Raw genomic sequence first — 25,745 nt, 5'->3', positions numbered from 1 at the left:
CACACGAACTGGATGGGCCGATGTTAAAGCATTGGAAGAAAAAGCGATTAAAAAGGCCTGTAGAAACTGCTGGCGACTAAATTATGGAAAAAGATGTCAATTACAGGACGTATGGATTTTGTCTTCAAATATGTTTTTTTTACTTTTGTCAACTCATAACCGTACAGAAAAACACAAATTTCTTTCATTCCCAAAACGGTCAACATTTTTCAGGACGAGACACTGTGTAAACCTATATCAGGACAAGACCCCGCTATTTCAGGACGAGACAAGTGCATGCACAGTGTATGGGAAGTGTATCAGTAGTGTATGGCTACAGTATGGATAGTGTATGGGGACAGTATCAGGAGTATATGGGAAATACTACACATAGACGAGTCCTAAGTATCCGAGAAGTATCCGAGAAGTAGTAACGGCATTACTGGGAATGTCTCTTAATCATCTCCAAAAAAAAATAAAAAAACCGGAACAGGAATATTCCGGCCGTTTTACCTAAACCTACAACTGTTACGCGGCGTAACAATTTTCTTTCGTGTTTTAAGCAACAGCGCCCCTTTTGCGGAGCGCTGTATTGCTTGATTCATCAGGGAAGTTGTTTAACTGCTACCCGTCACTCTTTACCTTGCCGAATACAGTCCGATTAAATGATTCTTCTATCCGTTGATGCTTTCTTTTGTCTGATGATCCTTCTTCCTGTTGATTCCTTTTTCTGCAAACAACTTCCCCCCTTTAAACACACATTATTTTGCAACCGCCGTTAAAGGCGTTCCTTCTTTTATTTCATCGCTGCCGTTCTGCACCAGCTGATCGTTGTCGGATAGATCACCGAAAACCTCTACCTGCCCGTTGGATTCATTTCCGCATTTCACCGGCACCCATACCGCTTTATTGTTCACCGCCTTGATCACAAATATTTTTTCGGAATTGCTGACAATAGCGGATTTAGGCACAATGTACACGTCTTTCTTACCCGGCATGGGCATTTGTACTTCGGCATACATGCCAGGAAGCAAACGGGCTGCTTTATTGGCTACATCCATTTCCAGTATTTCAGAGCGCAGCTTCACATCCAGGCTACCGGCAATACGGTTTACCTTCGCCGTAAAAGTATCTCCAGGCAATGATTTCACGGTAAAGCGAACATCGCTTGCATGATGCGCTTCGTCGGTATAAATTTCAGGCACGGCTACGGATAAACGTAGTTTCTGCTGTTCTTCCAGACGGAACAACGGTTTGTCAGACCCCTTACCGGCGGGGCCCACATAAGTGCCCGGATGCACATTACGCTGGCTGATCACTCCGCTAAACGGTGCACGGATCACCAGGTAGCCCAGCATCTGTTGCACTTCGTGGTAGGAAGAACGGGCAGAAAGCAGCTCTGCACTGTCGGCGCTCATTTTCTCAAACGCCATATCCAGGTCGTTGGGAGAAATAGTTCCGGGCACCTTGCTGGTTTTCAGCAAACGTTCATAAGTAGCACGGCTGGCCCGGAACATGGCTTCTTTTGTGTGCAGCCTAGACTGCGCTTCCATCAATTGCGTATTCATTTCCGGCGCATCGAGGGTGGCCAACACCTGGCCGGCAGTTACCTGGCTACCCAGATCCACATTTACATTTTTCACATAACTGTTCACTTTGGCATAGAGATCAGCAAACTGGAAAGGCTTTATTTCCCCGGGTAATTTCAGGGAAGCATCCAGCTGGCTTTTCTGAAGATGAATAATTTTCACCTGAACACGTCCATCTTCATTCTCATTGTCGTCATCTGCCCGGGAACTATGGCAGGAGGCGAACAATACGCCGAGGGGCAATAATGCAGCAGCCGTCATGACCCGGTACAACAGGCTGTATTTATTTATATTCATGATATTGATATGTCGTTTAGTCATTATAGTTATATCTGGTTATACACGCGCCGCACCCGGAACGTAATACTGGCTGTTCTCATCTTCAGGGTCCAGCGATACCGATTTCACGGTTGATCTCTGCTGTACCCAGGAGAAGATCAACGGCAAAATAAACAGCGATGCAAAAGTACTGGCAATCAATCCGCCGATAACCGCACGGCCCAGCGGCGCTGTCTGATCGCCTGCTTCCCCCAGCCCCGATGCCATTGGGATCATACCCGCCACCATGGCGATACTCGTCATGAGAATAGGGCGCAGCCTGATGGAAGTACCTTCCAGTGCGGATCTGCAGGAATCATGGTTTTCCAGCCGGAGTTTTTCTGCATTGGTGATCAGTAAAATCGCATTGGCTACAGACACGCCTACCGACATGATGATCCCCATGTATGACTGCAGGTTAAGCGTAGACCCCGTGATCAGCAACATGATCAGTGATCCCGCCAATACTGCGGGAATAGTGGAAACAACTACCAGCGCTACTTTGAACGACTGGAAATTAGCCGCCAGCAATAACAGTATCACAATAATTGCTACTAACAAGCCCGATTGCAGGCTATCCAATGTTTCATTCAGCAGGTTCATCAATCCCCGCTTTTCTACGGAAATACCGCGTGGCGGCTCTCCGGCGCGCTTAATAGCTGCCGCTACTGCTGCGGAGGCATTCCCAAGATCTCTCTTATGAATATTAGCGCCGATAGACACAATTCTCACCGCGCCGATACGGTCGTATTCTCCTACCACCGTGTCAGGCTGCAAGGTGGCCACATCGCCTAACGACGGGCGGGTGTTATTTTTGCTGATGGGAATAGCGGCCATGTCATTAATGCTCGACATTTCATTTGCCGGTACAGAGATCTGTACAAAATAAGAGGTCGCATTCTTTTCATCCAGCCAGTTATTTTTTTCAGTAAAACGGCTGGAAGAAGTAGAAGCCGTTAGTGATTTGGCGATATCCGTAATACTTACACCCAGCTGGCCAGCCCTTTCCCGGTCGATGTTTACACGGATAGCCGGGTAGTCCATCGGCTGATTGATCTGTACATCCCGCAGGTAAGGGATCTTCTTCATTTCTGCCAGTACCTTCTGCGCATACGGCACACTTTCTTTCAGGTTTTTACCCATGATGGCAATTTCAATGGGTGTGGATGCCCCCTGGCTCATCACCTTATCTGTAAGATCTATCGGCTCAAAGCTCATCTTCACTTCCGGCATCTGTTCATGGATACGCTTGCGCAGTTTCTCCTTAAACTCATCCATGTTGATGTGGAAGTCTTCTTTCATATTTACCTGCAGCACTGCCTCATTTGGCGTTGCCATAAAGAGATAAATGGGGTTGGTAGAATAGGACGATGGATGGGTACCGATGAAGGAAGATGTGATGTCGATGTTTTTGGCGCCAACAATCTCCTTCAGGATTTGTGTTGATTTAACAAGCATGGCTTCCGTCCGTTCGATGCGTGTTCCTGTAGGCTCTTTCAGTCTTAACTGGAACTGTCCGTTATTCAGTTTAGGTAAGATATCACGGCCTATAACACTCATACATAATGCTACTATACCAATAACCCCAATAAAGTAAGCGCCGATTACCAGCTTCCTTTTTTTCATCAGTCCTTCCAGCCAGCCAATAAAGCGCAGCTTGAAGCGATCGAACCCGGAAATAGTTTTAGCGTGCTGTTTTTCGTCTGCAATTTCTGTTTCAATATAACCGGCTGTTTTATGTACATCGTTGCTATGTACATGCGGGTGACCATGATGCCTGAACTTATTGGCATCCAGCATCCAGTTGGCCAGGATGGGCACCAGCGTTTGCGACAGCAGGTAGGAAGCAATCATGGAAAACCCGATGGCCAGCGACAGCGGCATAAACATAGCGCGGGGCACGCCCTTCATAGTAAAGGAAGGCGCAAACACAGCAAGGATACACAGCAGGATCAGCAATTTCGGGAAAGCAATTTCCTGGCAGGCATGCCAGATAGCCTGTGCTTTGGGCTTACCCATTTCCAGGTGCTGGTGGATGTTTTCAATAGTTACAGTAGATTCATCTACCAGTATCCCGATAGCCAGCGCCAAACCACTCAGGGTCATAATATTGATGGTTTGACCAAAGAGTTTCAGGAACATCACCCCTATGATGATTGACACCGGGATGGTAATGATCACGATATAGGCACTACGGCGGTCGCCAAGAAACAGCAGTACCATCAGCGCAGTAAGCACCGCACCAATTACCCCTTCACTGATAAGGCTTTTCACGGCATTGATCACATACACGCTCTGGTCAAATACAAACGAGATCTTTACATCTTCCGGTAATAATTTCTGGATATTTGGTAAGGCGGCTTTCAGGTTATTCACTACTGTCCAGGTAGAAGCGTCTGCTGTTTTTATAATAGGGAGATATACAGAGCGTTTTCCGTTGATCACTGCGTAACTGCTGGTAATATCCGCGGCATCTTCCACTTTCGCCACGTCTCTTACAAATACGGTGGGGCCGTCGCCCATTACCAGTGGAATGTTCTCAAATTCCTTCACCGTGCGTATCACGGTATTGGCAGGTGTGAGATAAGTGATATCGCCGATGCGCACGTTACCTGCCGGGGATATCTGGTTGTTATCCTTGATGGCGGCTACTACCTGGTCGGCCGTAAGATGGTGGCTGCGCATCAGTGCAGGATCCACATTGATCACGATAGTACGTGAGTTACCACCAAAAGGCGCTGGTGAGGTAAGACCGGCAATACGGCTGAAAGAGGGCCGGACAACAGTCATGGCCAGATCCTGCAGTTCATTATTGGAACGGGTAGGGCTGCTTAGCGCCAGTTGCCCGATCGGTAAAGTGGATGCATCGAAGCGGATAATAAAAGGTGGCTGCGTACCCGCCGGCATGGAAGAAAATGCACGGTTGGCCATAGCTGTTACTTCCGCCGCGGCCTGCGCCATGTTTGTCCCTTCATAAAAAGAGATCTTGATCATGGTAAGGCCCTGGATATTTTTGGCTTCAATATCTTTTACACCTGTTACATACAGGAAAAGGTTCTGGTAGTTGGTGGCAATAAACCCTTCCATCTGCTGGGGCGACATGCCCCCGTAAGGCTGTGATACATAAATAGCCGGCAGGTTAAGATCCGGGAAGATATCTATCTTAATATCCCGCGTTGCCTGAATACCAAAAAACAACAGGCCCATCACTACTACGATGATGGCTATTGGCTTCTGTAATGCGGTTCTTATCAGGTTCATACAATTATATTCAGGAAAGGGTGGCCTTTCGGTTAATTACAGTTGATTCAAAAAAAGTTGCAGATCCCCTACGGTAGCAGATTTATACAATATTGCCTGCCACACGCCATTGTAGGCAATATCCCGGTCTGTTTCCGCACGGTTAATGTTATACAGTGCCTGGGCCAGGTCGGCAATATTCGTCAACCCGTTCTCATAGAGGGTGCTTTTCTGCAGGAAGGCATCGCTGGCGGCTTTCAGCCCTATGGGCGCTTCCCGGTATTTCTTCACCGCATTATCTATCTGCTGTTCCGACAGCTGCAGCTGATGTTGCAGGCGGCTGTAGGTTTGGTTGTATTCATTTTTCAATCCTTCTGTGGTGTAATGCTGCCGGGCCACCTGGGAATGCGTGCGCCAGAGGTCTGTTACCGTCCATGAAAGGTTGAGGCCCACAAGGTAATTGGATACCTGCGGTTTTGCGCCCGACCAGTATGCCTGGCTGTAATGACTGAGATTAGCTGCGCTATAGTCGTAATCAAAACCTGAACCGCGTGTTTGCATCACGCCCATAAACGAAAGGCGGGGCATTGCGTTTTTACTGATGAGTTTCTGATTGGCATCGCTTAATGTAACGCGGGAGCTGAATAACTTAAGCAAAGGTTGATTTTTAAGCGACACGGAATCCTCTGCAGATATGGTTTCCAGCAGTTGATTGGGTATTTTCGTTACAAAAGTGGTGTCGAGTATAAAATCCTGTGGAGGTACGTCCATCATTTCCGCCAGTTTATTGCTTTGCGCATTTTCATAGTTCACAGCATCTACCAGTGTTAGTTTTGCCTTGGATACTTCTGCATTGGCGATGGAGCTGTCGACTCCGGCACTAAGGCCGTTCAGCGCGCGCGACACAATGATATGCCGCAGGTCCTGCGCCCGTTTCAGGTTAGACTCCATAGAGCCCCTCAACCTTTGCGCTGCCAGGAGATTAAGATATGCACCGGCGATGCGCACCTGCTGTTCAAATTTTTCCTGTTCCAGGTCGGCCTGGTTAGTATACAATTGTTCTTTTGCGGCCTGTACTTTAGCATGCTGGCGGCCAAAGGTGACTACATCCCAGCTGATATTGGCCAGGTATAATCCGCCGAAGGCGGCATTCCAGTTCTGTGAAGGCAGGGTGGGCCCCGAAGCGCCGGTGGTCCAGCCTTTGTATCCCCACATAGGGCCGGTTTCTCCATTCACGGTACCGTAACTATTCTGAGCGGCGAGGTTCAGGTCAGGTAAGTATTCTCTTTTTACTGCACTGATATTTTCTGTAGCTGCTTTAGCATAGTTTTCTTTTGCTTTGATAGACTGGTAATTCTTCAGTCCTGTTTGTAGTGCTTCCTGCAAGGTAAGCGGGCGGGTCTGACCCATCACTGCCGCCGAACTGCAGCCTGCTGCAACAACCAGCAGGCAAAGCGGTTTCCAGATGTTCATAAATTAATCTATAGCGTCCAATAAAAGCCGACTGATGCAGGCTCACAAATAAGTATGCAAATATAGACCGGGGTAAGTGGCGGGTGTTAGGACAATTCAGCTATTGACTTGTACTATTTGAACATCATGTCTCGGAAATCCTGGGGAGAGATACCGGTATTATTTTTAAAAAAACGGCTAAAGTAAGCAGGGTCTTCGAATCCCAGCTCATAGCAGATCTCCTTGACACTTTTGTGACTGAAGGCAAGGTTCCTTTTGGATTCAAGTACAATCCGGTCGTGTAATAATTCGGTTACAGTACGGCCGGTGGCTTCTTTGGTAATTTCGTTCAGCCTTTTTGGGGTAAGGGCAAACGCGCTGGCATAAAAAGTTACCTGGTGCTCCGTCCGGTAATGTTCCTCCAGCAGGCGGCGCAGCTGCATCACGCGTGCATCGTGCGCCAGCGGCATCATGGTTTCCGCGGCATTGCGTTTCTTTTCCCGTTCAATGAGCAACAGGAAAGCATTCAGGTAATGCTTCACAATGCCCCGGCTACTGGCGGGCTCGCAGGTCTTTTCCCTGCTCATCAGCTGTATCAGTCCAAGGAGAGACTCCGTGGTATTACCGCTGGTACTGATGGGCCCGTATCCGTGCCAGTTATCGAAAAGCGAGGTGAAATCGTAAAGGGTTTCCTTATCGTGTTTATTGGTAAAATAAAACTGTTCCGTAAAATAGAGGAAATAGCCTTTGCGCTCACAATCCAGCTGATGTACCTGCCCGGGACGAAGCAGGAAGATCATGTTATCCTCCACGTCATACCACACAAAATCTACCATATGCCTGCCTTTTCCTTTGGTGATCCAGATAATCTGAAAATGATCGTGGCGGTGAGGCTGATCCGTCAGTTCATTGCGGAACATGTCCAGGGGAGCTACATTGAACTGTCCGGAAAAAGGTAACTGCTGGTAAGGTATATCTATGCTTTTATTCAGTAACATAAAGTGCATCAAAAGTACGCCTTTATCCCCTATTTATACAGCCCTGCGCCTGCCATTCATGGAATTTAATGTAGCTTTAAGTTTGGGTGGTATATCACCCGGCTTTTACTAACTTTGCTTCCGCAGGAAAATAAAAATACGTATGCAGCTTTATTGCGACTCTCTTACAGAATACAAGCGACTGGCCACACTGGAAGTAAAGGTGGGAGATCTTATCATTGGAAATTTTAACCCGGTCCGCATTCAAACCATGACCACCACCGATACCATGGATACTGCGGCCACTGTGGCGCAAACCATCCGTTGTATTGAAGCCGGTGCAGAGCTGGTACGCATCACCGCCCCTAGTAAAAAGGAGGCCGATAATCTGCTGGTCATCAAAAATGAATTACGTAAACAGGGATACACCACCCCCCTGGTAGCCGATATCCATTTTACCCCGAATGCAGCCGAAATTGCGGCCCGCATCGTGGAAAAAGTACGGGTTAACCCCGGGAATTATGTTGATAAAAAGAAATTTGAACAGATCGATTATACCGACAGCGAATACCAGGAAGAAATTGACCGTATCCGCGAACGTTTTTCTCCCCTGGTAAAAATCTGCAAAGAGTATGGCACTGCCATGCGGATAGGGACTAACCATGGCTCCCTGAGCGACCGTATCATGAGCCGCTATGGCGATACGCCCATGGGAATGGTGGAAAGCGCGATGGAGTTTTTACGTATTGCGGAAGACCTGCAATACCGCAATATTGTGCTGAGCATGAAAGCCAGCAACCCGCAGGTAATGGTGCAGGCCTATCGCCTGCTGGTACAAACCATGCAACAGGAACTTGGCCACTGTTACCCGCTTCACCTGGGCGTTACAGAAGCCGGCGACGGGGAAGATGGCCGTATTAAATCGGCCATTGGCATAGGTACCCTCCTGGAAGACGGGGTAGGCGATACCATCCGCGTTTCCCTCACGGAAGACCCTGAATTTGAGCTCCCTGTTTGTAAGGATATTGTGAAAAGATATACTAACCGTAACGACTATACGGCTATTCCGCCCGTAACAAATATTCCTTACTCGCCTTTTGAGTACAAACGCCGCGAAAGTGCGCCAGTGGAGAATATTGGCGACAAACAGGTACCCGTGGTAGTGGCAGACTTCAGCGATAATAAATCCCTGCAGCCTGCTGATCTGACCGCCATTGGTTATGTATATGATGAGCCCAGCGATAAATGGAACATCGGAGATGCTGCTGCCGATTATATTTATACCGGCACACAGCTGCCTTCCTTCGGTTTACCCGGTACCCTGCGGGTAGTGATAGATGCTGAATACTGGCAGAGCATAGCTGATAAACAGGAACTGGTTCCGTATTTTGACGCCCGGCATTATGTTACCGCCTGCGAACAAAATGAAACCGGGCGGATCAACTTCGTTCAATTTGATTGCAACCACCTGGATACAGCGCATCACGAGCAACTGTTGCTGCAACTGGCCAATCCTGCTGTTGCTGCCAGCACCGTTCTTGTGGCCAGGGCCACCGGAAGTAATGCCATGGCGGCTATCAGGCGGTTGTTCATCTTACTGCTCAATAAAAATATTACGGTGCCTGTTATCATCCATAGTATCAGTAACCAGCCTTCGGCAGATGAACACCTGATCCATCATGCCACTGAAGCCGGCGCACTGCTGCTCGATGGCTTCGGCGATGGGCTGTGGCTGAGCAACCAGGAGCCTCAACCCGGCCAGCATGCCACCCTGAATAACATTGCGTTTGGTATCCTGCAGGCTACCCGTACCCGCATTTCCAAAACGGAATATATCTCCTGTCCTTCCTGTGGCCGTACCCTGTTTGATTTACAGGAAACCACCGCCCGCATCCGCGCTGTAACCCATCACCTGAAAGGCGTAAAAATCGCTATCATGGGCTGTATCGTAAACGGCCCAGGGGAAATGGCCGATGCCGACTTTGGTTATGTGGGCAGCGGCGTTGGCAAAATTACCCTTTACCGCGGCAAGGAAATCGTGAAACGTGGCCTCAACAGCGACGTGGCCGTGAACGAACTGATCAACCTGATCCGGGAAAACGGCATGTGGGTGGAGAAAAACTAATTATTAAATCTGGCTTAAAAACAGCAGAAGCGGATACAGCAATGCCGGAAAAAGCTTAAATTTTCATAAAACATATTTGATATGAAAAAGCTCCTGACCGGATTGTTCGCCATGTTTATGGGTTTAACCGTAACAATGGCGCAAACACCCGCCACCGCAAAAAAAGAAGTAAAATCAGCTAAAGCAAAAACTGAAAAAACAACAGCTGCTGCTCCTGCTCCAGCTGCCGCCGCCACTACTAAAACCAAGAAAGACGGCACACCAGACAAACGCTATAAAGAAAACAAAGCAGCTGCAACTCCCGCAGGCCCAACAAAAAAAGATGGAACGCCTGATATGCGCTATAAATCAAACAATAAAAACGCAGGGAAGAAGAAAGCATAAAGCTGAATTTCAACGGACATAATTTTCTGGCAAAGGGCTGCTTCAAAGTTTGATGCAGCCCTTTGTAATCAGAGCGCCCGCTATTCCCGCCGCCGGTATACTGAAAAACGCGTCACATCCGCAGACTGTGAAGGATGTCATGAGTTACCGGAACAGGATATTTATAAACACTTCGGCTTCACGCCGCCTGAGTTGTAAGGTATTTTTGTATTTTTAATGCATGTTCGATTTCAGACTCAGGGTATTTCATACCGTCGCCAAACGCCTCAGCTTTACCAAAGCCGCAGAAGAATTATATATTTCACAACCGGCTGTTACCAAACATATACATGAACTGGAGCAACAGCTGGGCATGGCGCTGTTTGAAAGGATCGGTAATAAAATAAAACTTACCCGCGCCGGGGTGCTGGTGATGCATCATGCAGAAATTATTTTTACCGATTACCGTAACCTGGAATACGAAATAAATCAACTGAAACATATGCAGGGCGGCCTGTTGCCCATAGGCGCCAGCACCACTATTGCGCAATACCTGCTTCCTCCGCTGCTGGCAAAATTCAACCAACGGTACCCGGATGTAAAAACATCGCTTACCAGCGGAAATACAGAACAGATTGAACAGGCATTGTTTGAAAAAAGCATACAGCTGGGTATCATTGAAGGCAGCTCCAAAAACCCGTTGCTGAAATATGTGGAGTTTGCGAAAGATGAAATTATACTGGTAGGCAATATGAAGCACCAGTATGGCAATGGCGAACCGCTTACCCCGGCCGACCTTAAAACCATTCCCCTGTTAATGAGGGAACATGGATCCGGTACGCTGGAAGTAATTACCGAGGAGCTGAAACGCCTGAAATTAAAAATCACCGATCTGAATGTGGCCATGTATATGGGCAGTACAGAAAGCATCAAATCATACCTCCACCATTCACCCTGTGCGGCTTTTATTTCTTCACAGGCTGTACAGCGCGAACTGGAGCTGGGAGAATTCAGGGTATTACCAGTAAAGAATTTCAAGCTGGTGAGAAAGCTTCACTTTACTTATCTGCAGGGTTTGCAGGATAAACTTTGCCAGCTCTTTATCCGTTTCGCCAGGCAGAACATGGCGGAATAACGGCAATGTACCTACGTTATTTATTCAGCAGCTGCCAGTGCAGCATTTCTCCCGGCAATTTCAGTTCTTCCATGCCCAGGTGTTGCAGTACTCTCATAGAAGCCGTGTTGGTAACATCGCATTCGGCAATCAGCTTTTTCACATGCGGTTGCCGGAAGGCCCATTCTACCAACGCTGTAGCGGCCTCGCGCATATATCCTTTTTTCCGCCAGGACGGTAACAGGGTATAACCAATTTCCACTACGCCATTTTTATCGGGGCGGCCTTTAAAACCGATATCCCCGATCACAACCGCATCTTCTTTATTTACAATGATCCATAGCATCCAGGGAAACGACTGCGGGTCATGCTGAAGCAATTCAATAAAATGAGGCAGCTGTTCTTTCAGGTCGGGCTGCGGCCAGTTCTCCGGTATATCCGCCTGCAAAACTTCGCGGGCATGCGGATGATTTAAGAATATCTCTGTTAGCAGCGGCAGACGGCAGGGATATAAAAGTAATCGGTTGGTATTAAGGGGTAACATATTTTGAAATTTAAAGCAATTGTTCACTAATGGCTGTGGGCTTTTACCAGAGCGGTGCCTGGCAACTCCCTGGTTCGCAACACATGGATCTCTGGCCCGTCCAGATCTTCCGTCAGTTTCTGATCGTCGCTCATCCACACAATAAGCCCGTTGCCGGCATACGGATAGCCTGTTTTACCATCCGGCAGGTTGATATATGCAAAGTGGAAGGTGTTGGTCATGGTTAGAATTTGTGACTGCGGCGTACTCATAGTACCTGTACTTAATCATCTAAATATACATCTTTTGAAAAAAAGACAGCGGAGATCATAAAAGATGATCCCCGCTGTCTTTTTATGCTAACACTATGATTAATAGCGGTTATTTACGTTGCAATGTGTATATGATGGCTGCGCTTTTGTTCTCGAAATTAACATTTGCCCTCCAGGTCATCACACTACCTGCGCCAGTGATTTCCATACGGTAGCCTTCTGTTACATTCTTTGCTTTATCGCCGCTGTACAGCTTTTTAAAGCCAAACATACTCACTCCGCCACTTTTGGTAAGCGACCAGGCAATTTTCTGGGTAACGGCGCTGCAACCGTCTTCAGTAGAAGTAAGCGTATAGGAACCCATTGCGTAGTTATCCGGCAGGATCCACTGGCTGCCAATAAAACACTTGGCATTGGCTTCATCAAATACGGTTACTTTGGCGTTATCAGGAATACCTTCATACTTAATATCGGTTAAAACCCAGTTGCCTTTTACGGCGCCTTTATTGATGTCCTGGGTAACACCTTGTTTTGGGGAGCAGGAAGATGCAAAAACGGCAACTATTGCCATCAGTAACGCTGCAAATGAAAATTTTCTCATGGGAAATTAATTTGTGTGTTTAAATGCCAATGTATTCAACACGCAGCTATCAAATAAGGTTTTATAACAGCCGGAATACAGGGGCAATTTCAGCATTTGCAATAAACGTACCAAATGAAAGTATCGTTACTTAACGGGTAATGGGGCAGGATGACTTGCAGAAGGGCCTTTCAGCTCAAACAGGATCTCCTCCAGCCGCTGCGAACGGTGATAGAAATGCCAGGTGCTTGCTGCCAGCGCCATGGCTGTTACTGCCAGGGCAATAAAGGCACAGCGCCACCAGATGCTTACTGTTATCCGGCGGTTCCAGAATGAGTCGATCGGAATATAGGTATGATGATGGGAATTCGTGTGTTCATAGGGGTTATAGCCGCTCCAGGACCTGTCTTTCCACTCTTTTTCCGGTTTAATCCGCTGCAATACTGCTTCTTTTATTTTTACCGGCGGCAGGGGGCCTTCTTCCATCAGTTTATTTTCAATCCGGAGCTCCGCTGCTGCAAATTCCAGGTCGAGCAACGGGTAGATACGACGCAGGTACAGCAACTCATCCTCCTGTTCAGGAGAAGCAAGTCCCAGCAAATAACGTTCAATAATGCCGCTTTCTATATAGTTACTGATATTCAAACTGTCCGCTTATGTTTAAGCTAAGGCTACAAAATATAAATAATAAATAATATGTCTATAGATACGTTATATTCCCTCCTGACGGATTCTCAAAACCTGTAAAATCTTTAAAATAACGATAATCCGGATGGAAAATTATAACAGGGGGCTTTGTGTTTGTTCCTGCCGGATCATCCGGTGCAGGTTATCGCTGCGTTGCTGCTCCTGCGACATACGGTATTTGAGATAATAAAAAATGGCAAGGAAAAGGAATACCTTGGACATGATGAAGAAGATAATGAAGAAGATCTTCCACCAGCGGTGAACTGTGATATGGTTGCCGTCTTTCGGCTGGATATTGATGAAAGTATAATTGGAAGAGGAGTCCGACTGGCCATATCCTCCCTCCCACCTGATTTTCTGTAACACCCGGTCGCGTATTTCCGCAGGAGGCATAGCGGGTTCATCAAACGCGGCTCTTTCCAGGCGACGTTCAACGAATTCGACTTCTGTATCCAGTTCGGGGTACAGCCTTCTCATATGCTGCAGCTCTTCTACTTCTTCTTCAGTAGCCAGGCCCAGTACGAAGGACTCGATAATACCGCTTTCTATGTAAAATTTTAGTTCCAAGTCTCTTTTAAGAATTGTCTGAAAGACTTCATCGCTTCTTTCAGGATTTCATTTATTTGCGCCTCCGGCATAGCCAGCAGGCGAGCTATCGTTGTGATTGATAATCCTTTAAAATAACTAAGCCGGAACACCTGTTGTTGATCGGCTGGCAGTATCAGATAAAACTGCTGTAGTATGCCTTCCTCCTGCTTCATCAGCTCAGTACCGGTTAATGCGGTTTCTGGCAGCGCTTCTTTAATGGCGAATTCCCTTGTTTTACGAAGTAACCAGGTAAACAATGTCCTGTGGCCCGAGGTCCGGAACGTTCCGATATGGAGGAACGACCAGTGAAAAACTTTTACAACTACTTCGCTAGCCCGTTCTTTTACAGGCACCAGCTGTAATACAATATTATAAAGAGCCCCGGCATATCGGTCGTATAACAACTCTTTTGCCGCAGGATCTCCTATTACTAACCGCTCGATGAGCATTTGCTCACTTATATGTGCCAAATCTCGACGCAAAGAAGTCGTGTACCAGGTTTAGAATGCTAATATATAGAAATAAAACTAGGTGTGCGTCATAACACCTATGTGAATTTATCAACATGTCCAGCTAAAATGGATAACTATGGCCGCAAATCCAGCCGGTACAGCCAGTATTGTTGTCCTGATAAAGGCGCCAGTTCCTTCACCTGCAGAAAGCCCAGCCGCTCGTACAGGTGTTGCGCATCCGGCATAATAGTACTGGTATGAAGCCCAAGGATACGCTCCGCTCCCAGCCGGGCTTCCTTAATGCATACTTCCATCAGGCGGCGGGCTATAGCCCTGCCACGGAAAGCCGGATGCACTCCCAACCGGCGGATATAAGCCCAATCGGCCGGGTAGATCGGGGTCGGATTTCCTGAAGGCACCAGGAATACTACACCCACTAATTCACTACCAGTATCACAAACAAAAGTTGTGGCACTATCCATGAGCTGTTGCAGCCCCACATCGTCAGATAAGCCCTGCCGCATTTTTTCCCAATGCTCCGGGGAAAGCACCGTGGCAAACTGGTTATAGCTGGCCAGTGACAATTCCCGGATGGCAGCGGCATCCAAAGCGGTGGCTTTCCTGTAAATCAGTGTATCCATAACCGTTATTTAACCACCTCTGCTCCAACAATTTCCAAAGCGGCGTTGTTGAAAGCTATCAATACAGGAAGATTTAAAATTACGATATGATAACGCTCATATTTATTTTTTTTACTGCACGATAATTTTGGAGAAAATAGTTACTGTATGTCTTATACATCAATTACAGCCGCTGCCCGGCTGATCCAATCCGGCCACACCGTATTTATCCACACTGCAGCTGCCACTCCGCGGGAACTGGTGAATGCCATGACCGCCCGCAGCCATGAGCTGAAAAAAGTACGCCTGGTGAGCATTCACACCGAATGGGAAGCGCCATACGCCTCTCCCGAACATGCGCATGCTTTTGAAATAGATGCCTTCTTTGTAGGCAAAAATATCCGGCAGGCGGTAAACGAGGGCAGGGCCAATTATGTTCCCATGTTCCTTAGCGAAATCCCCCGGTACTTCCGCACCTGCGAACAGCCTATAGATGTAGCGCTCATTTCTGTTTCCCCTCCGGACAAAAATGGTTATTGCACCCTGGGCGTGTCCTGCGATGTTTCCAAAGCAGCAATAGATACCGCTAAAATTATTATTGCAGAAGTAAACCCACGGATGCCGCGTGTACTGGGCGATGGCGTTATTCATATTTCCAGGATCGATGCAGCCGTGGAAGTAGACTACCCCATCTATGCCCAAACCATCCGCCCATCTTCCCACACAGAACTATCTATAGGCCGCCATGTTGCCTCCCTGATAGACGACCGCGCTACTTTACAGATGGGCATCGGTGGCATTCCAAACGCCGTGCTGCAATGCCTTTCCAATCATAAAGACCTCGGCATACACACGGAAATGTTCTCCGACGGTATTATCGATCTGGTACAAAAAGGCGTGATCACCGGTAAATACAAAACGGTACATCCCGGCCTGCTTATTTCCAGCTTTGCCATTGGCAGCCAGCGGCTGTACGATTTTATGGATACCAATCTCATCATGCGGCTTATGGATGTGGAATATGTAAACAACCCTGCCATCATCCGCAAAAATCCCAGGGTAACGGCTATCAACAGCGCTATAGAGATCGATATCTTTGGCCAGGTATGTGCTGACTCAATTGGGTTCAGGCAATACAGTGGTGTAGGCGGACAAATGGATTTCATGCGGGGTGCCGCCCTTTCCGAAGAAGGCAAACCCATTATTGCCATTCCATCCACTACTTCCAAAGGCATTTCGCGCATCGTATCGCAGTTGCAGCCCGGCGCCAGCGTGGTTACCACCCGGGCGCACGTACATTATGTAGTTACGGAATACGGCATTGCCCATCTGCGGGGGAAAAATCTACGGCAAAGGGCACAGGCCCTTATTAATATCGCCCATCCGGATCACCGGGAAGCATTGGAAAAGAACGCTTTTGAGATATTCAAGGTATTCGGATAAATACCGGTTTTATGAAAAAGTTGCTACCAGGCCTGTTGCTTTGTATTATCACAGCAACGGCCTCTGCACAGGTCACACAGGATGCTGTTAAACAATTAAGGATATACGAAGATGACGACTTCTTTAATATATGGGGACGGGGAACAGATCGCGGCTACAGCAACGGCAGCAGCGCAGGCTATCTTTACATGAAAAAAAAGAAATCGGTATTCCTTGATAAATGGATACTCCCCGCTGCCGGCAACAATGCCATCAATGTGTTTGAATGGAACCTTATGCAGGTTATGATCACCCCCAATGAGATCGCTGATACCAGCTACAATCCCAAAGACTTTTACTACGCCGGCGCCCTGTATGCCACGCACGGGCTCACTTCTTATAATCCCGAAAAAAAGTACAGCTTCCATTCGGAATTTGTATTTGGCGTACTGGGTCCATGGGCCCTGGCCAAAGAAACACAAACCTTCTTCCATCATCTTATTGGTTACCAACCGCCCAGAGGCTGGGAATACCAGGTGCCCAATGCGCCGCTGATCAACTACAACTTCACTTATGAAAGAATGCTGTGGAACCCGGTTAATTACCTGGAGATTATTGGAGGAATTAATGCCAGGCTGGGCACCATGACTACCGCCGTGGGCGGCTGGTCCTATATCCGGGCTGGGCTGTTCAACCCCTATTTCGGCCACCGCAATGTATCTATAGCCACCAAAAGAAAATTCCAGCTGTATGTGATAGCACGGCCCCAGTTCGGCTTTGTAGGATACAATGCGCTGCTGCAGGGCGGTATTTTCAAATCGAGAGATACCAATTTCGAAGAAGTATCCGATTACCAGCAAACACATATGCGGCACTTCTCCATTGGCATAGACTACGGCATCGGGATTGTAATTAACCGTACCACCATCAGCTATACCCAGAAAACCCGCACCGAATGGATGAGCGGTACCGGGAAACATTCCGTGGGTAATATTACCCTCCTCATTCCTCTCTCCCGTAAAACTATTCCCGGTAATTAATGTTATTTTATCAAAACTTATTTGCCATGCATGTTAAACTGATGGTTATTTCTTTTTGTGCACTTGCCGCTTCCTGTGCCGGCAGCGGCTCTAAATCCGGGAGCGACAGTACCGGTGCAGGCAGCGATACCACCCTGAACGTAGATGCAAACCCCAGCAGCCAGCTGGAAGTAAACCCTCTTTCCGGGTACTTCCTGAAAAACACGATTAAGGTAAACGACAGTCTTACTTTCTGGCTTATTGATAACCAGGCTTCATTCGACAGCCTCTTTGGCGTAGCCAAAACCATGAACAATACCATCGATCATCCGGACTTCGGCACCCATATAGTAATAGCCGCCACCATGCCGCCTACCTTTTATGGTACCCAGATCCAGCTGGAATCCGCCACTTCGGATAATGCAACCAACAATGCCACGCTGCACTTTGTAGCTACCGCCAATCCCAACAAAGGCAGTGCAAGTACCGTTCCTTTGTGGCTGGGCGCTGTACCCAAAACCGGCAAAAGCACTTTCCAGCTTTATACCGGCGACCATTTAACCCAAACGATTACTACCCAGCAGTAGGCCGGCCGAATATTTTCTCTACTGCCTGGAAGCGGTACCTGAAAAGGGCCTCCAGCTGTTTTTTCACAAACAGCCTGTGGGCCAGTTTCCCCAGCCAGCCAAAAGGCAGCCGGTAATGCACCAGGTCCGTCATTTTTACACCACCGGGTACTGCTTCAAAGTGATGCTCATGGTGCCAGATGCTGTAAGGGCCCACCCGTTGCTCATCTACAAAATATTCCAGGTAGGCTACATGGGTGATCTCTGTCATCCATTCCAACGGGATGCCCGCTACCGGCGATACAAAGTAGGTAATGATCTGCCCCGGGTATACCTGCCCGGTATAGGGCGGGGAAGTAACAATAAACCGCATATAGGGAGGGGTAATATGCGCCAGGTTATTGGGGTTGGAAAAATAGTTCCATACCTCCTCCGGCCGGGCCGGGATCACCTGTGTATGTTGCATTAAATAAATACTGGCCATATATAAGATTAATGAAAAAATATCGTTCCGGCTATAAGCAACTGCCAAATTCGTGATTCTTTGAAATGAGTTCGTAAGTTTGTGCCTGATTAATCCGATCAGGTACATGAATCAATATATCCGGGGCTGGGTTTTCTGGCTGATGTTCATCCTCATTTCCATTTCCTTTACGCGGTGCGCTAACATTGTGCCGCCCAGCGGCGGGCCACGGGATAGTTTGCCTCCTGTATTGCTGCAGGCTACTCCCAGGGATTCCACCCTTCACTTCAACAGTAAAAAAGTGACGTTTATCTTCGACGAATACGTGGAACTCGATAATGTGAACGATAAGCTGATTGTGTCGCCAACGCTGAAACGCACGCCTATTGTGACGGCCAAGCTGCACACGGTAACCCTTGAAATAAAGGATACCCTGAAGCCCAACACCACCTACACCTTCAATTTCGCGGATGCCATCCGGGATATCAACGAGCGTAATATTGCGGCGGATTTCCAGTACGTGGTGTCCACCGGCGATTATCTCGACAGCCTGCAGGTATCCGGCCACCTTATAGATGCCGAAAACGGCCGGGTAGATAGCAACGTGGCCGTTATGCTGTACCGCGATCTTACCGACTCCATTGTATCAAAGGAAAAACCGGTGTATTATGCCAAAACAAAAGGGGATGGCTCTTTCCGCTTTAAGAACATTGCACCCGGCTCTTATAAAATATTTGCGCTGAAGGAAGAAGACCGCGACCTGCAGTACAACCAACCTTCAGAGATGATCGCTTTCGTGGATGCTCCGGTTGTATTAACGGAAAGCAATCTTTCTGATGTGAACCTGCTGTTGTTCATGGAAACGGATAGTACCATTAAACCGCCACCGGAACCTATCGACTCTTCCCTGATTGACCAGGAAGAAGAGGAAAAGAAAAAGAAAAAGCTGCCTAAATTAACAGCTACGGCTACCCTTGAAGGAGGTATGCAGGAATTGCCCGCGCCACTGAGGATTACATTTGCGCTGCCATTGAGGAATCTCGACAGCGCCAGGACCATTCTTGGGGAAGACAGCGCCTACAACCCGGTTACCTTTACCAGTACAATGGATTCTACCCGTACCCGTTTATCGATAGGATATGACTGGAAAGAAGGTACCCCCTACCGGTTCATTATTCCCAAAGATGCGCCTACGGATACGGCCGGACAGCAACTGGCCCGGGCAGATACTATTAGCTTCAGGACCAAAAAGGTAGCGGATTATGCCATTTTCACCGTTACAGAGCTCAGTATCAGCGACAGTACAAAGAACGCCATCAATGATACAGCCATGCATTATGTAGTACAGCTGGTACAGGATAAAACCATCAAATATTCGGGCACCATTGTAAATGGCAAATGGAGCCAGCGGTTTATTACGCCGGGCGAATATGATATCCGGCTGCTGCTGGATACCAATGGCAATGGCAAATGGGACCGTGGTAACTACTATACCAGGCCTAAAAAACAGCCCGAGCGGGTGATCAATATTGAAAAAGTGAACCTGAAGGCATACTGGACGGTACCTAAAAAAATAAGCATTTAATCATTACAGCGGAGGAACAGTGCAACTCCCTCCGCCCCAATATTCCTAACTTTGCATTATGATATTTTCCTCTGCGCTGATAGAAAACGCGGTAAATGAATTTGCCAGGCTGCCGGGTATCGGTAAGAAAACAGCTTTGCGGCTGGTGTTGCACCTGCTGAAGCAGGAAACAGCACAGGTGCAGCAGTTTGGTGATGTGATAGCACGGATGCGGCAGCAGATACAGTTCTGCAAGGTTTGTCACAATGTATCCGATGCAGAAGTTTGCAGTATTTGCAGCAGCCATTCCCGGCAAAAGCAGGTAGTATGCGTAGTAGAGAGCATCCGCGATGTGATGGCCATAGAAAACACCCAGCAGTTCAATGGTTTATACCATGTATTAGGTGGTATTATTTCTCCCATCGATGGTATAGGCCCGGACCAGCTTAATATTCAGTCGCTGGTAGAAAGGGTTCAACACCATGGTGTAGAAGAAGTGATTATGGCGGTGAGCCCCACTATTGAAGGCGACACTACCATTTATTATCTTTCTAAAAAACTAAAAGAATTCCCGGTAAAAATCACCACTATTGCCCGGGGCATTGCATTTGGGGGAGAGCTGGAATATGCTGATGAGATGACGCTGGCCAGGTCTATCAGTAACCGGTTACCGCTGGAAAGCTATGTACAGAACAAATAACAGGTGCTTCCTGGTATATAAAAAAATACGGGTGCTCAATAGCACCCGTCTTCGTTTAACCTGTAATTCCACGTTATGAAAAGTTTGTCAGACAGCATCCTTTGCAGGATGGTCCGGAAATATTTTATGATTGGTTTCTGATTCCTTTTGTTGTTGCAGCTCTTTCCACCGCTGCATTTCATATTTATTCAGGAAACATACCTTGAACACTTCAGATTGGTTTCCGTCGCCGCTTTGCGGCACGGGTTGCAATCCCAGGCTTGCCAGGTGCTGATGCAGGGTATGAATGTGTTCTGATATAGTCATGACTGACATTTAGTTTTGTTGTAATAAAATATCTGAAGAGCACTAATGATGAATCTGTTAATTGCAGCAACGGCAACTACAAGGAGTGCAGGCGGAGGACTGGTGGGAGGCCATAACCGGGTAAATCACTGTATTTCTATCATTTTGTTGCATTGTACCTTTCTATTACCCTACAAATATAGTAGACTTTGTAGACTACTTCCAAATTAAATTTATAGATATAAACAAAATCTATTTTTCTTTAGGAAGATATATACTTTGTAAAAACCATTGTCAAACCGCTCAAAGCCCGGGTCCATACAAATCACAAAACAATAAAATAGCCGGGAAAAGGTTATATTTGTGGACTCGTTCAGGGTGGATTTGTTTATTGTTCGACCCTGTTCTTTTCTTAACTGTAACTAATAAACGCCTTAATAAATATGAAATCTTTACAAGACTGCGCCAATGAGCGCATACTTATCATCGATGGTGCAATGGGCACCATGATACAACGTTACCAACTCCAGGAATCAGACTACAGGGGCACCCGCTTTGCCGACTATCCAAGTGATCTTAAAGGCAATAACGATCTTCTTAATCTTACACAGCCTCAGATCATTGAAGCCATCCACAAAGAGTACCTGGAAGCAGGAGCTGATATTATTGAAACCAATACTTTCAGTAGCACTTCTATTGCTATGGCCGACTATGATATGCAGTCACTGGCATATGAGCTGAATGTGGCAGCAGCACAGATCGCCAAACGGGCTACTGCGGAGTATACCGCTAAAAATCCTGATAAGCCCCGCTTTGTGGCTGGTGCTATCGGGCCAATGAATAAAACCCTGTCACTGTCGCCGGATGTAAATAACCCCGGCTTCCGCTCTGTATACTTCGACGAAGTAGCCGCAGCTTATGAAGAGCAGGTACGTGGCCTCTCCGATGGTGGTGTGGATATACTACTGATAGAAACTATTTTTGATACGCTGAACTGTAAAGCAGCCATCTATGCCATCAAGAAATACTTCCGTGAATCAGGCAAGCCTGAAATCCCGGTAATGATTTCGGGTACCATCACAGATGCCTCCGGCAGAACCCTCAGCGGGCAAACCCTGGAAGCATTCTATATTTCCGTGATGCATGCCAACCCGTTTTCCATCGGCTTAAACTGCGCCCTGGGCGGACAGCAGATGCGTCCTTATGTAGAGGAGCTCTCCAACATAGCCAGCTGCTATGTGAGCTGCTATCCCAATGCCGGGTTACCTAATGCCTTCGGGGAATATGATGAGGAACCGGAAGATACCGCCTGTATCATTGAAGACTTTGCCACATCCGGCTTCGTTAACATTGTAGGCGGATGCTGCGGTACCACCCCGGATCATATACGCCACATTGCAGAACATGTGAAACATATCAAACCACGCCTCAAACCCGTATTGGCCGAAACACTCGCCTGATCAGCCGTGGCAGGTTTTCTATTCAAATATCACTTACAGCAGAAATGAGCGAAACAATTATAAACAATACTGATACTGTCAACGAACCTATTGCCGGTGAAGAACGCAGGGTGATCAAACCCTTTATGCGCCTGAGCGGCCTGGAACCGCTGGTAGTAAGACCCGAAACCAATTTCATTAACGTAGGGGAACGTACCAACGTAACGGGCTCCAAGAAATTTGCCCGCCTCATCAGGGAAGGACAATTCGAAGAAGCCCTGTCTGTTGCACGGCAGCAGGTGGAAAGCGGTGCGCAGATCCTGGATGTAAACATGGACGATGCCCTGCTCGATGGGGAAGCGGCCATGGCTACTTTCCTTAATCTCCTGGCAGCGGAACCGGATATTTCCCGTATTCCCATCATGATCGATTCCAGTAAGTTTTCTGTAATTGAAGCCGGGCTGAAATGCGTTCAGGGTAAATGTATTGTTAACTCTATCAGCTTAAAGGAAGGAGAAGCCAAATTCATTGAACAGGCACATATCTGTAAAAGCTATGGCGCCGCTGTGGTAGTAATGGCTTTCGACGAACATGGCCAGGCAGATACCGAAGAAAAAAGGGTAAGCTTCAGTCATCGCGCCTATAAGATACTTACTGAAGTGGTAGGCTATGATCCCCAGGATATCATCTTCGATCCCAATATCTTCGCTATCGCTACCGGTATCGAAGAACATAATAACTATGCAGTAGAATTTATCAATGCTACCCGCCGTATCAAACAACTGATGCCGCTTGCCAAGGTGAGCGGGGGCGTAAGTAATGTGTCGTTCTCTTTCCGCGGTAATGAAACCGTAAGGGAAGCCATGCACTCCGTATTCCTGTACCATGCCATCAAAGCGGGAATGGATATGGGTATTGTGAATGCAGGAATGCTGCAGATCTATGATGACATTGAACCCACCCTGCGTGAACTTTGTGAGGATGCCATACTAAACAGAAGAGAAGACGCTACTGAAAGGCTGATACAGTTCGCAGAAACTGTGAAGGCCAAAGGAAAGGTGGTAGAGAAAGACGAAACCTGGAGACAAGGCACTGTGGAAGACCGTTTAAGCCATGCCCTCGTGAATGGTATCACCGAGTACATAGATGAAGATACTGAAGAAGCCCGCCTGAAATATCCCCGTCCGCTGGATGTGATCGAAGGCCCGCTGATGGCAGGTATGAACATCGTCGGAGATCTTTTTGGCAGCGGTAAAATGTTTCTCCCGCAGGTAGTAAAGAGTGCGCGTGTAATGAAGAAATCCGTGGCTATCCTTACACCATATATAGAACAGGAGAAGTTACGGATACAGGCAGAACAGGGCGGGGAAATAAAAGCCGCCGGGAAAATCCTGCTGGCCACTGTAAAAGGCGATGTACACGATATCGGTAAAAACATTGTAGGGGTGGTACTGGCCTGTAACGGCTATGAAATCATTGACCTGGGTGTAATGGTGCCTGCAGAAAAGATCCTTCAGACCGCACGCCAGGAGAAGGTGGATATCATTGGCTTAAGTGGCCTCATCACCCCCAGCCTCGATGAAATGGTGCATGTTGCCCGTGAACTGAAACGGCAGGATTTCAACATCCCGCTGATCATCGGAGGCGCCACCACCAGTCGCACCCATACCGCAGTTAAAATAGCACAGGAATATGCACATGGCGTAGTACATGTACTGGACGCATCCCGCAGTGTTACCGTAACCGGCAGCCTGCTTAATAAAGCGTTGAAACCCGATTTCCTGGCCGGTATACAGGCAGAATATCAGAAGCTGAACGAGGCTTTTAAAAATAAGAAACAAACCAAGCAATTCCTGCCGATCGCGGAGGCCCAGGCCAATAAAACTAACATCAACTGGGATAACTTCACACCTGTGAAGCCTAAAATGACCGGTGTGATGAAGTTTGAAAACTACGATCTGGGAGAAATAGCGAAGTATATCGACTGGCAGCCTTTCTTTATTGCCTGGGAACTGCACGGTAAATTCCCCCAGATCCTTACCGATGAAGTAGTGGGCGTGGAAGCCACCCGGTTGTTTAATGATGCAAAAGAATTGCTGAACAAAATAGTGGCAGAAAAATGGCTGGGCGCCAATGCGGTTATTGGCCTCTATCCTGCCAACAGGGTAGCTCCTGATTCTGTAAAGGTAACACCCGAACAACCGGAAATAAAACCGGTACAGCTGGAATTCCTGCGCCAGCAGGTGAAGAAAGCACCAGGCCAGCCCAACTTGTCTCTTGCCGATTTCATTGCTCCTGCCGAATCCGGCAAAACCGACTATATAGGCGGTTTTGCGGTAACTACCGGTATTGGTATTGAAAAATGGCTGGACAAATTTAAAGCGGAGCACGACGACTATAACAGCATTATGCTGAAAGCGCTGGCCGACAGGCTTGCAGAGGCCTTTGCGGAGCTCATGCACGAGCGCGTGCGTAAAGAGTTCTGGGGCTATGCCTCAGATGAACATTTGAGCAATGAAGACCTGATTAAGGAAGCCTATGCAGGTATCCGCCCGGCGCCGGGTTACCCTGCCTGCCCGGACCATACCGAGAAATGGAAACTGTTTGAGTTGCTGAATGCCACCGAAAACACCGGCATTACCCTCACCGAATCGCTGGCGATGTACCCCGCTTCCAGCGTAAGCGGCTGGTATCTTGCCAATCCTGAGAGTAAATATTTCGGCCTGGGGAAAATTGAAAAAGACCAGGTGGCAGACTATGCTGCCCGTAAAAACTGGACAGTGGAAGAAGCCGAGCAATGGCTGCGTCCCAACCTTGAATACGATATATAAAAGCATTACAGGCGAATTGTTACGGATCTGTGGAGAGATAAGAGCGGATTTTTTTCGCTTTATTATCTGCCCACAGGTCCGTAATTCGTAAATTCAATGATGTAATGCCCTAAACAACACCCAACATGAGAATCATATCTTACAATGTAAATGGCCTGAGATCAGCCATGACCAAAGGCTTCACAGAATGGTTACAAACAGATCCCGCTGATATTATCTGCCTGCAGGAAATAAAAGCCCACCAGGAAAACATCGACTTCCAGCAATTTGACAACCTCGGTTATGCACACTACTGGTATCCTGCCCAAAAGAAAGGATACAGCGGCGTAGCGGTACTTACCCGGATAAAGCCCGACTTTGTACAGTATGGCAGCGGCCATAGCCAGAGCGACCAGGAAGGCCGCTTTATAAGGCTCGATTTCGGCGATATCACGCTTATCAATACCTACTTTCCTTCCGGTACCAGCGGAGAGCTCCGTCAAACCTATAAATACCAATGGCTGGAAGAGTTTTTCCAGTACCTGGAAGAACTGAAGAAAACCCGTCCCAACCTGGTGGTATGCGGGGATTACAATAT

At 47.6% G+C, this 25,745-nt stretch carries 24 protein-coding genes; 11 read left to right on the top strand and 13 right to left on the bottom strand.

The window, feature by feature from the left end:
• Positions 1–740: 740 nt before the first annotated feature.
• From VIM72_RS28475 to VIM72_RS28460, 4 genes are all read right to left on the bottom strand, one after another.
• Positions 741–1,889, bottom strand: a complete 1,149-nt coding sequence (locus tag VIM72_RS28475; protein ID WP_332006203.1) for an efflux RND transporter periplasmic adaptor subunit — start codon at positions 1,887–1,889, stop codon at positions 741–743.
• Positions 1,890–1,904: 15 nt separating this feature from the next.
• Positions 1,905–5,147 (bottom strand): efflux RND transporter permease subunit, encoded by a 3,243-nt coding sequence (locus VIM72_RS28470; protein ID WP_332006202.1) that lies wholly within the window; start codon positions 5,145–5,147, stop codon positions 1,905–1,907.
• 36 nt (positions 5,148–5,183) lie between these two features.
• Positions 5,184–6,599, bottom strand: a complete 1,416-nt coding sequence (locus tag VIM72_RS28465; protein ID WP_332006201.1) for a TolC family protein — start codon at positions 6,597–6,599, stop codon at positions 5,184–5,186.
• Between the two features lie 113 nt (positions 6,600–6,712).
• A complete protein-coding gene (locus VIM72_RS28460; protein WP_332006200.1) occupies positions 6,713–7,576 on the bottom strand; it encodes a helix-turn-helix domain-containing protein in 864 nt (287 codons plus the stop codon).
• A gap of 142 nt (positions 7,577–7,718) precedes the next feature.
• Between VIM72_RS28460 and ispG the strand changes: the two genes are divergently transcribed.
• The 3 genes from ispG to VIM72_RS28445 all read left to right on the top strand — a co-directional run bounded on the left by ispG (position 7,719) and on the right by VIM72_RS28445 (position 11,178).
• Positions 7,719–9,680 carry a (E)-4-hydroxy-3-methylbut-2-enyl-diphosphate synthase gene (gene ispG, locus VIM72_RS28455; RefSeq protein ID WP_332006199.1) on the top strand — a complete coding sequence of 654 codons (1,962 nt, stop codon included), beginning with the start codon at positions 7,719–7,721 and terminating at the stop codon, positions 9,678–9,680.
• Positions 9,681–9,761: 81 nt separating this feature from the next.
• On the top strand, positions 9,762–10,064 hold the full coding sequence (locus VIM72_RS28450) for a hypothetical protein (protein ID WP_332006198.1): 303 nt from the start codon (positions 9,762–9,764) through the stop codon (positions 10,062–10,064).
• 220 nt (positions 10,065–10,284) lie between these two features.
• Positions 10,285–11,178 (top strand): LysR substrate-binding domain-containing protein, encoded by an 894-nt coding sequence (locus VIM72_RS28445; protein ID WP_332006197.1) that lies wholly within the window; start codon positions 10,285–10,287, stop codon positions 11,176–11,178.
• Between the two features lie 16 nt (positions 11,179–11,194).
• Here the strand turns inward: VIM72_RS28445 and VIM72_RS28440 are convergent, their stop codons facing one another.
• The 7 genes from VIM72_RS28440 to VIM72_RS28410 form a co-directional block, all read right to left on the bottom strand.
• Complete coding sequence (locus VIM72_RS28440) at positions 11,195–11,701, bottom strand: GNAT family N-acetyltransferase (RefSeq protein ID WP_332006196.1); 507 nt, start codon at positions 11,699–11,701, stop codon at positions 11,195–11,197.
• 26 nt (positions 11,702–11,727) lie between these two features.
• A complete protein-coding gene (locus VIM72_RS28435) occupies positions 11,728–11,952 on the bottom strand; it encodes a hypothetical protein (RefSeq protein ID WP_332006195.1) in 225 nt (74 codons plus the stop codon).
• 109 nt (positions 11,953–12,061) lie between these two features.
• Positions 12,062–12,553 (bottom strand): lipocalin family protein, encoded by a 492-nt coding sequence (locus VIM72_RS28430; protein ID WP_142684684.1) that lies wholly within the window; start codon positions 12,551–12,553, stop codon positions 12,062–12,064.
• Between the two features lie 126 nt (positions 12,554–12,679).
• Positions 12,680–13,177 carry a hypothetical protein gene (locus tag VIM72_RS28425; RefSeq protein ID WP_332006194.1) on the bottom strand — a complete coding sequence of 166 codons (498 nt, stop codon included), beginning with the start codon at positions 13,175–13,177 and terminating at the stop codon, positions 12,680–12,682.
• A gap of 135 nt (positions 13,178–13,312) precedes the next feature.
• Positions 13,313–13,786, bottom strand: a complete 474-nt coding sequence (locus VIM72_RS28420) for a hypothetical protein (protein WP_332006193.1) — start codon at positions 13,784–13,786, stop codon at positions 13,313–13,315.
• Positions 13,777–14,289, bottom strand: a complete 513-nt coding sequence (locus VIM72_RS28415; RefSeq protein ID WP_332006192.1) for an RNA polymerase sigma factor — start codon at positions 14,287–14,289, stop codon at positions 13,777–13,779. Before VIM72_RS28415 ends, VIM72_RS28420 begins: the two co-directional genes overlap by 10 nt.
• Before the next feature lie 104 nt (positions 14,290–14,393).
• Entirely contained in the window at positions 14,394–14,900 is a 507-nt protein-coding gene (locus VIM72_RS28410; RefSeq protein WP_332006191.1) for a GNAT family N-acetyltransferase, read from the bottom strand.
• A gap of 147 nt (positions 14,901–15,047) precedes the next feature.
• On the opposite strand from VIM72_RS28410, the gene VIM72_RS28405 reads away from it, so the two are divergent.
• Genes VIM72_RS28405 through VIM72_RS28395 form a run of 3 tightly spaced genes read left to right on the top strand, consistent with a single transcriptional unit; the run spans position 15,048 to position 17,907 of the window.
• Positions 15,048–16,322 carry an acetyl-CoA hydrolase/transferase family protein gene (locus VIM72_RS28405; protein WP_332006190.1) on the top strand — a complete coding sequence of 425 codons (1,275 nt, stop codon included), beginning with the start codon at positions 15,048–15,050 and terminating at the stop codon, positions 16,320–16,322.
• A gap of 11 nt (positions 16,323–16,333) precedes the next feature.
• On the top strand, positions 16,334–17,341 hold the full coding sequence (locus VIM72_RS28400) for a lipid A deacylase LpxR family protein (RefSeq protein ID WP_332006189.1): 1,008 nt from the start codon (positions 16,334–16,336) through the stop codon (positions 17,339–17,341).
• A gap of 26 nt (positions 17,342–17,367) precedes the next feature.
• A complete protein-coding gene (locus tag VIM72_RS28395) occupies positions 17,368–17,907 on the top strand; it encodes a hypothetical protein (protein WP_332006188.1) in 540 nt (179 codons plus the stop codon).
• Here VIM72_RS28395 and VIM72_RS28390 read toward each other — a convergent pair.
• Positions 17,894–18,370, bottom strand: a complete 477-nt coding sequence (locus VIM72_RS28390) for an SRPBCC family protein (RefSeq protein ID WP_332006187.1) — start codon at positions 18,368–18,370, stop codon at positions 17,894–17,896. The genes VIM72_RS28395 and VIM72_RS28390 overlap by 14 nt on opposite strands.
• Positions 18,371–18,476: 106 nt before the next feature.
• On the opposite strand from VIM72_RS28390, the gene VIM72_RS28385 reads away from it, so the two are divergent.
• Together VIM72_RS28385 and recR are read left to right on the top strand one after the other, a co-directional pair.
• Positions 18,477–19,934, top strand: a complete 1,458-nt coding sequence (locus VIM72_RS28385; RefSeq protein WP_332006186.1) for an Ig-like domain-containing protein — start codon at positions 18,477–18,479, stop codon at positions 19,932–19,934.
• Between the two features lie 58 nt (positions 19,935–19,992).
• Positions 19,993–20,613, top strand: a complete 621-nt coding sequence (gene recR, locus VIM72_RS28380; RefSeq protein ID WP_332006185.1) for a recombination mediator RecR — start codon at positions 19,993–19,995, stop codon at positions 20,611–20,613.
• An 87-nt stretch (positions 20,614–20,700) separates the two neighbouring features.
• Here the strand turns inward: recR and VIM72_RS28375 are convergent, their stop codons facing one another.
• The gene (locus tag VIM72_RS28375) at positions 20,701–20,919 is read right to left on the bottom strand and encodes a hypothetical protein (protein ID WP_332006184.1); all 219 of its coding nucleotides are present in this window, start codon (positions 20,917–20,919) and stop codon (positions 20,701–20,703) included.
• Between the two features lie 422 nt (positions 20,920–21,341).
• Here VIM72_RS28375 and VIM72_RS28370 point away from each other — a divergent pair, with 422 nt between their 5' ends.
• The 3 genes from VIM72_RS28370 to VIM72_RS28360 all read left to right on the top strand — a co-directional run.
• Positions 21,342–22,358, top strand: a complete 1,017-nt coding sequence (locus VIM72_RS28370) for a homocysteine S-methyltransferase family protein (protein ID WP_332006183.1) — start codon at positions 21,342–21,344, stop codon at positions 22,356–22,358.
• Positions 22,359–22,402: 44 nt separating this feature from the next.
• Positions 22,403–25,168: a methionine synthase gene (gene metH / locus VIM72_RS28365; RefSeq protein WP_332006182.1), complete on the top strand. Its 2,766-nt coding sequence runs from the start codon at positions 22,403–22,405 to the stop codon at positions 25,166–25,168.
• A 125-nt stretch (positions 25,169–25,293) separates the two neighbouring features.
• The coding region (locus tag VIM72_RS28360) for an exodeoxyribonuclease III (RefSeq protein ID WP_332006181.1) at positions 25,294–25,745 on the top strand (452 nt) is incomplete at its 3' end.

It is taken from the genome of Chitinophaga sp. (assembly GCF_036569185.1).
In the GTDB taxonomy this organism is placed as follows: domain Bacteria; phylum Bacteroidota; class Bacteroidia; order Chitinophagales; family Chitinophagaceae; genus Chitinophaga.
The sequence above is the reverse complement of the archived record's forward strand: the minus strand, read 5'-3'. Positions and strand labels throughout refer to the sequence as shown.

Excerpts from the sequence above, each read along its gene's own strand:
- VIM72_RS28435 (WP_332006195.1), bottom strand. The coding sequence starts at position 11,952 with ATGAGTACGCCGCAGTCACAAATTCTAACCATGACCAACACCTTCCAC.
- VIM72_RS28395 (WP_332006188.1), top strand. The coding sequence starts at position 17,368 with ATGCATGTTAAACTGATGGTTATTTCTTTTTGTGCACTTGCCGCTTCC.
- VIM72_RS28410 (WP_332006191.1), bottom strand. The coding sequence starts at position 14,900 with ATGGATACACTGATTTACAGGAAAGCCACCGCTTTGGATGCCGCTGCC.
- VIM72_RS28385 (WP_332006186.1), top strand. The coding sequence starts at position 18,477 with ATGAATCAATATATCCGGGGCTGGGTTTTCTGGCTGATGTTCATCCTC.
- VIM72_RS28400 (WP_332006189.1), top strand. The coding sequence starts at position 16,334 with ATGAAAAAGTTGCTACCAGGCCTGTTGCTTTGTATTATCACAGCAACG.
- VIM72_RS28450 (WP_332006198.1), top strand. The coding sequence starts at position 9,762 with ATGAAAAAGCTCCTGACCGGATTGTTCGCCATGTTTATGGGTTTAACC.
- metH (WP_332006182.1), top strand. The coding sequence starts at position 22,403 with ATGAGCGAAACAATTATAAACAATACTGATACTGTCAACGAACCTATT.
- VIM72_RS28370 (WP_332006183.1), top strand. The coding sequence starts at position 21,342 with ATGAAATCTTTACAAGACTGCGCCAATGAGCGCATACTTATCATCGAT.
- ispG (WP_332006199.1), top strand. The coding sequence starts at position 7,719 with ATGCAGCTTTATTGCGACTCTCTTACAGAATACAAGCGACTGGCCACA.
- VIM72_RS28470 (WP_332006202.1), bottom strand. The coding sequence starts at position 5,147 with ATGAACCTGATAAGAACCGCATTACAGAAGCCAATAGCCATCATCGTA.
- VIM72_RS28405 (WP_332006190.1), top strand. The coding sequence starts at position 15,048 with ATGTCTTATACATCAATTACAGCCGCTGCCCGGCTGATCCAATCCGGC.
- VIM72_RS28430 (WP_142684684.1), bottom strand. The coding sequence starts at position 12,553 with ATGAGAAAATTTTCATTTGCAGCGTTACTGATGGCAATAGTTGCCGTT.
- VIM72_RS28440 (WP_332006196.1), bottom strand. The coding sequence starts at position 11,701 with ATGTTACCCCTTAATACCAACCGATTACTTTTATATCCCTGCCGTCTG.
- VIM72_RS28465 (WP_332006201.1), bottom strand. The coding sequence starts at position 6,599 with ATGAACATCTGGAAACCGCTTTGCCTGCTGGTTGTTGCAGCAGGCTGC.
- recR (WP_332006185.1), top strand. The coding sequence starts at position 19,993 with ATGATATTTTCCTCTGCGCTGATAGAAAACGCGGTAAATGAATTTGCC.
- VIM72_RS28475 (WP_332006203.1), bottom strand. The coding sequence starts at position 1,889 with ATGACTAAACGACATATCAATATCATGAATATAAATAAATACAGCCTG.
- VIM72_RS28460 (WP_332006200.1), bottom strand. The coding sequence starts at position 7,576 with ATGTTACTGAATAAAAGCATAGATATACCTTACCAGCAGTTACCTTTT.
- VIM72_RS28375 (WP_332006184.1), bottom strand. The coding sequence starts at position 20,919 with ATGACTATATCAGAACACATTCATACCCTGCATCAGCACCTGGCAAGC.
- VIM72_RS28390 (WP_332006187.1), bottom strand. The coding sequence starts at position 18,370 with ATGGCCAGTATTTATTTAATGCAACATACACAGGTGATCCCGGCCCGG.
- VIM72_RS28445 (WP_332006197.1), top strand. The coding sequence starts at position 10,285 with ATGTTCGATTTCAGACTCAGGGTATTTCATACCGTCGCCAAACGCCTC.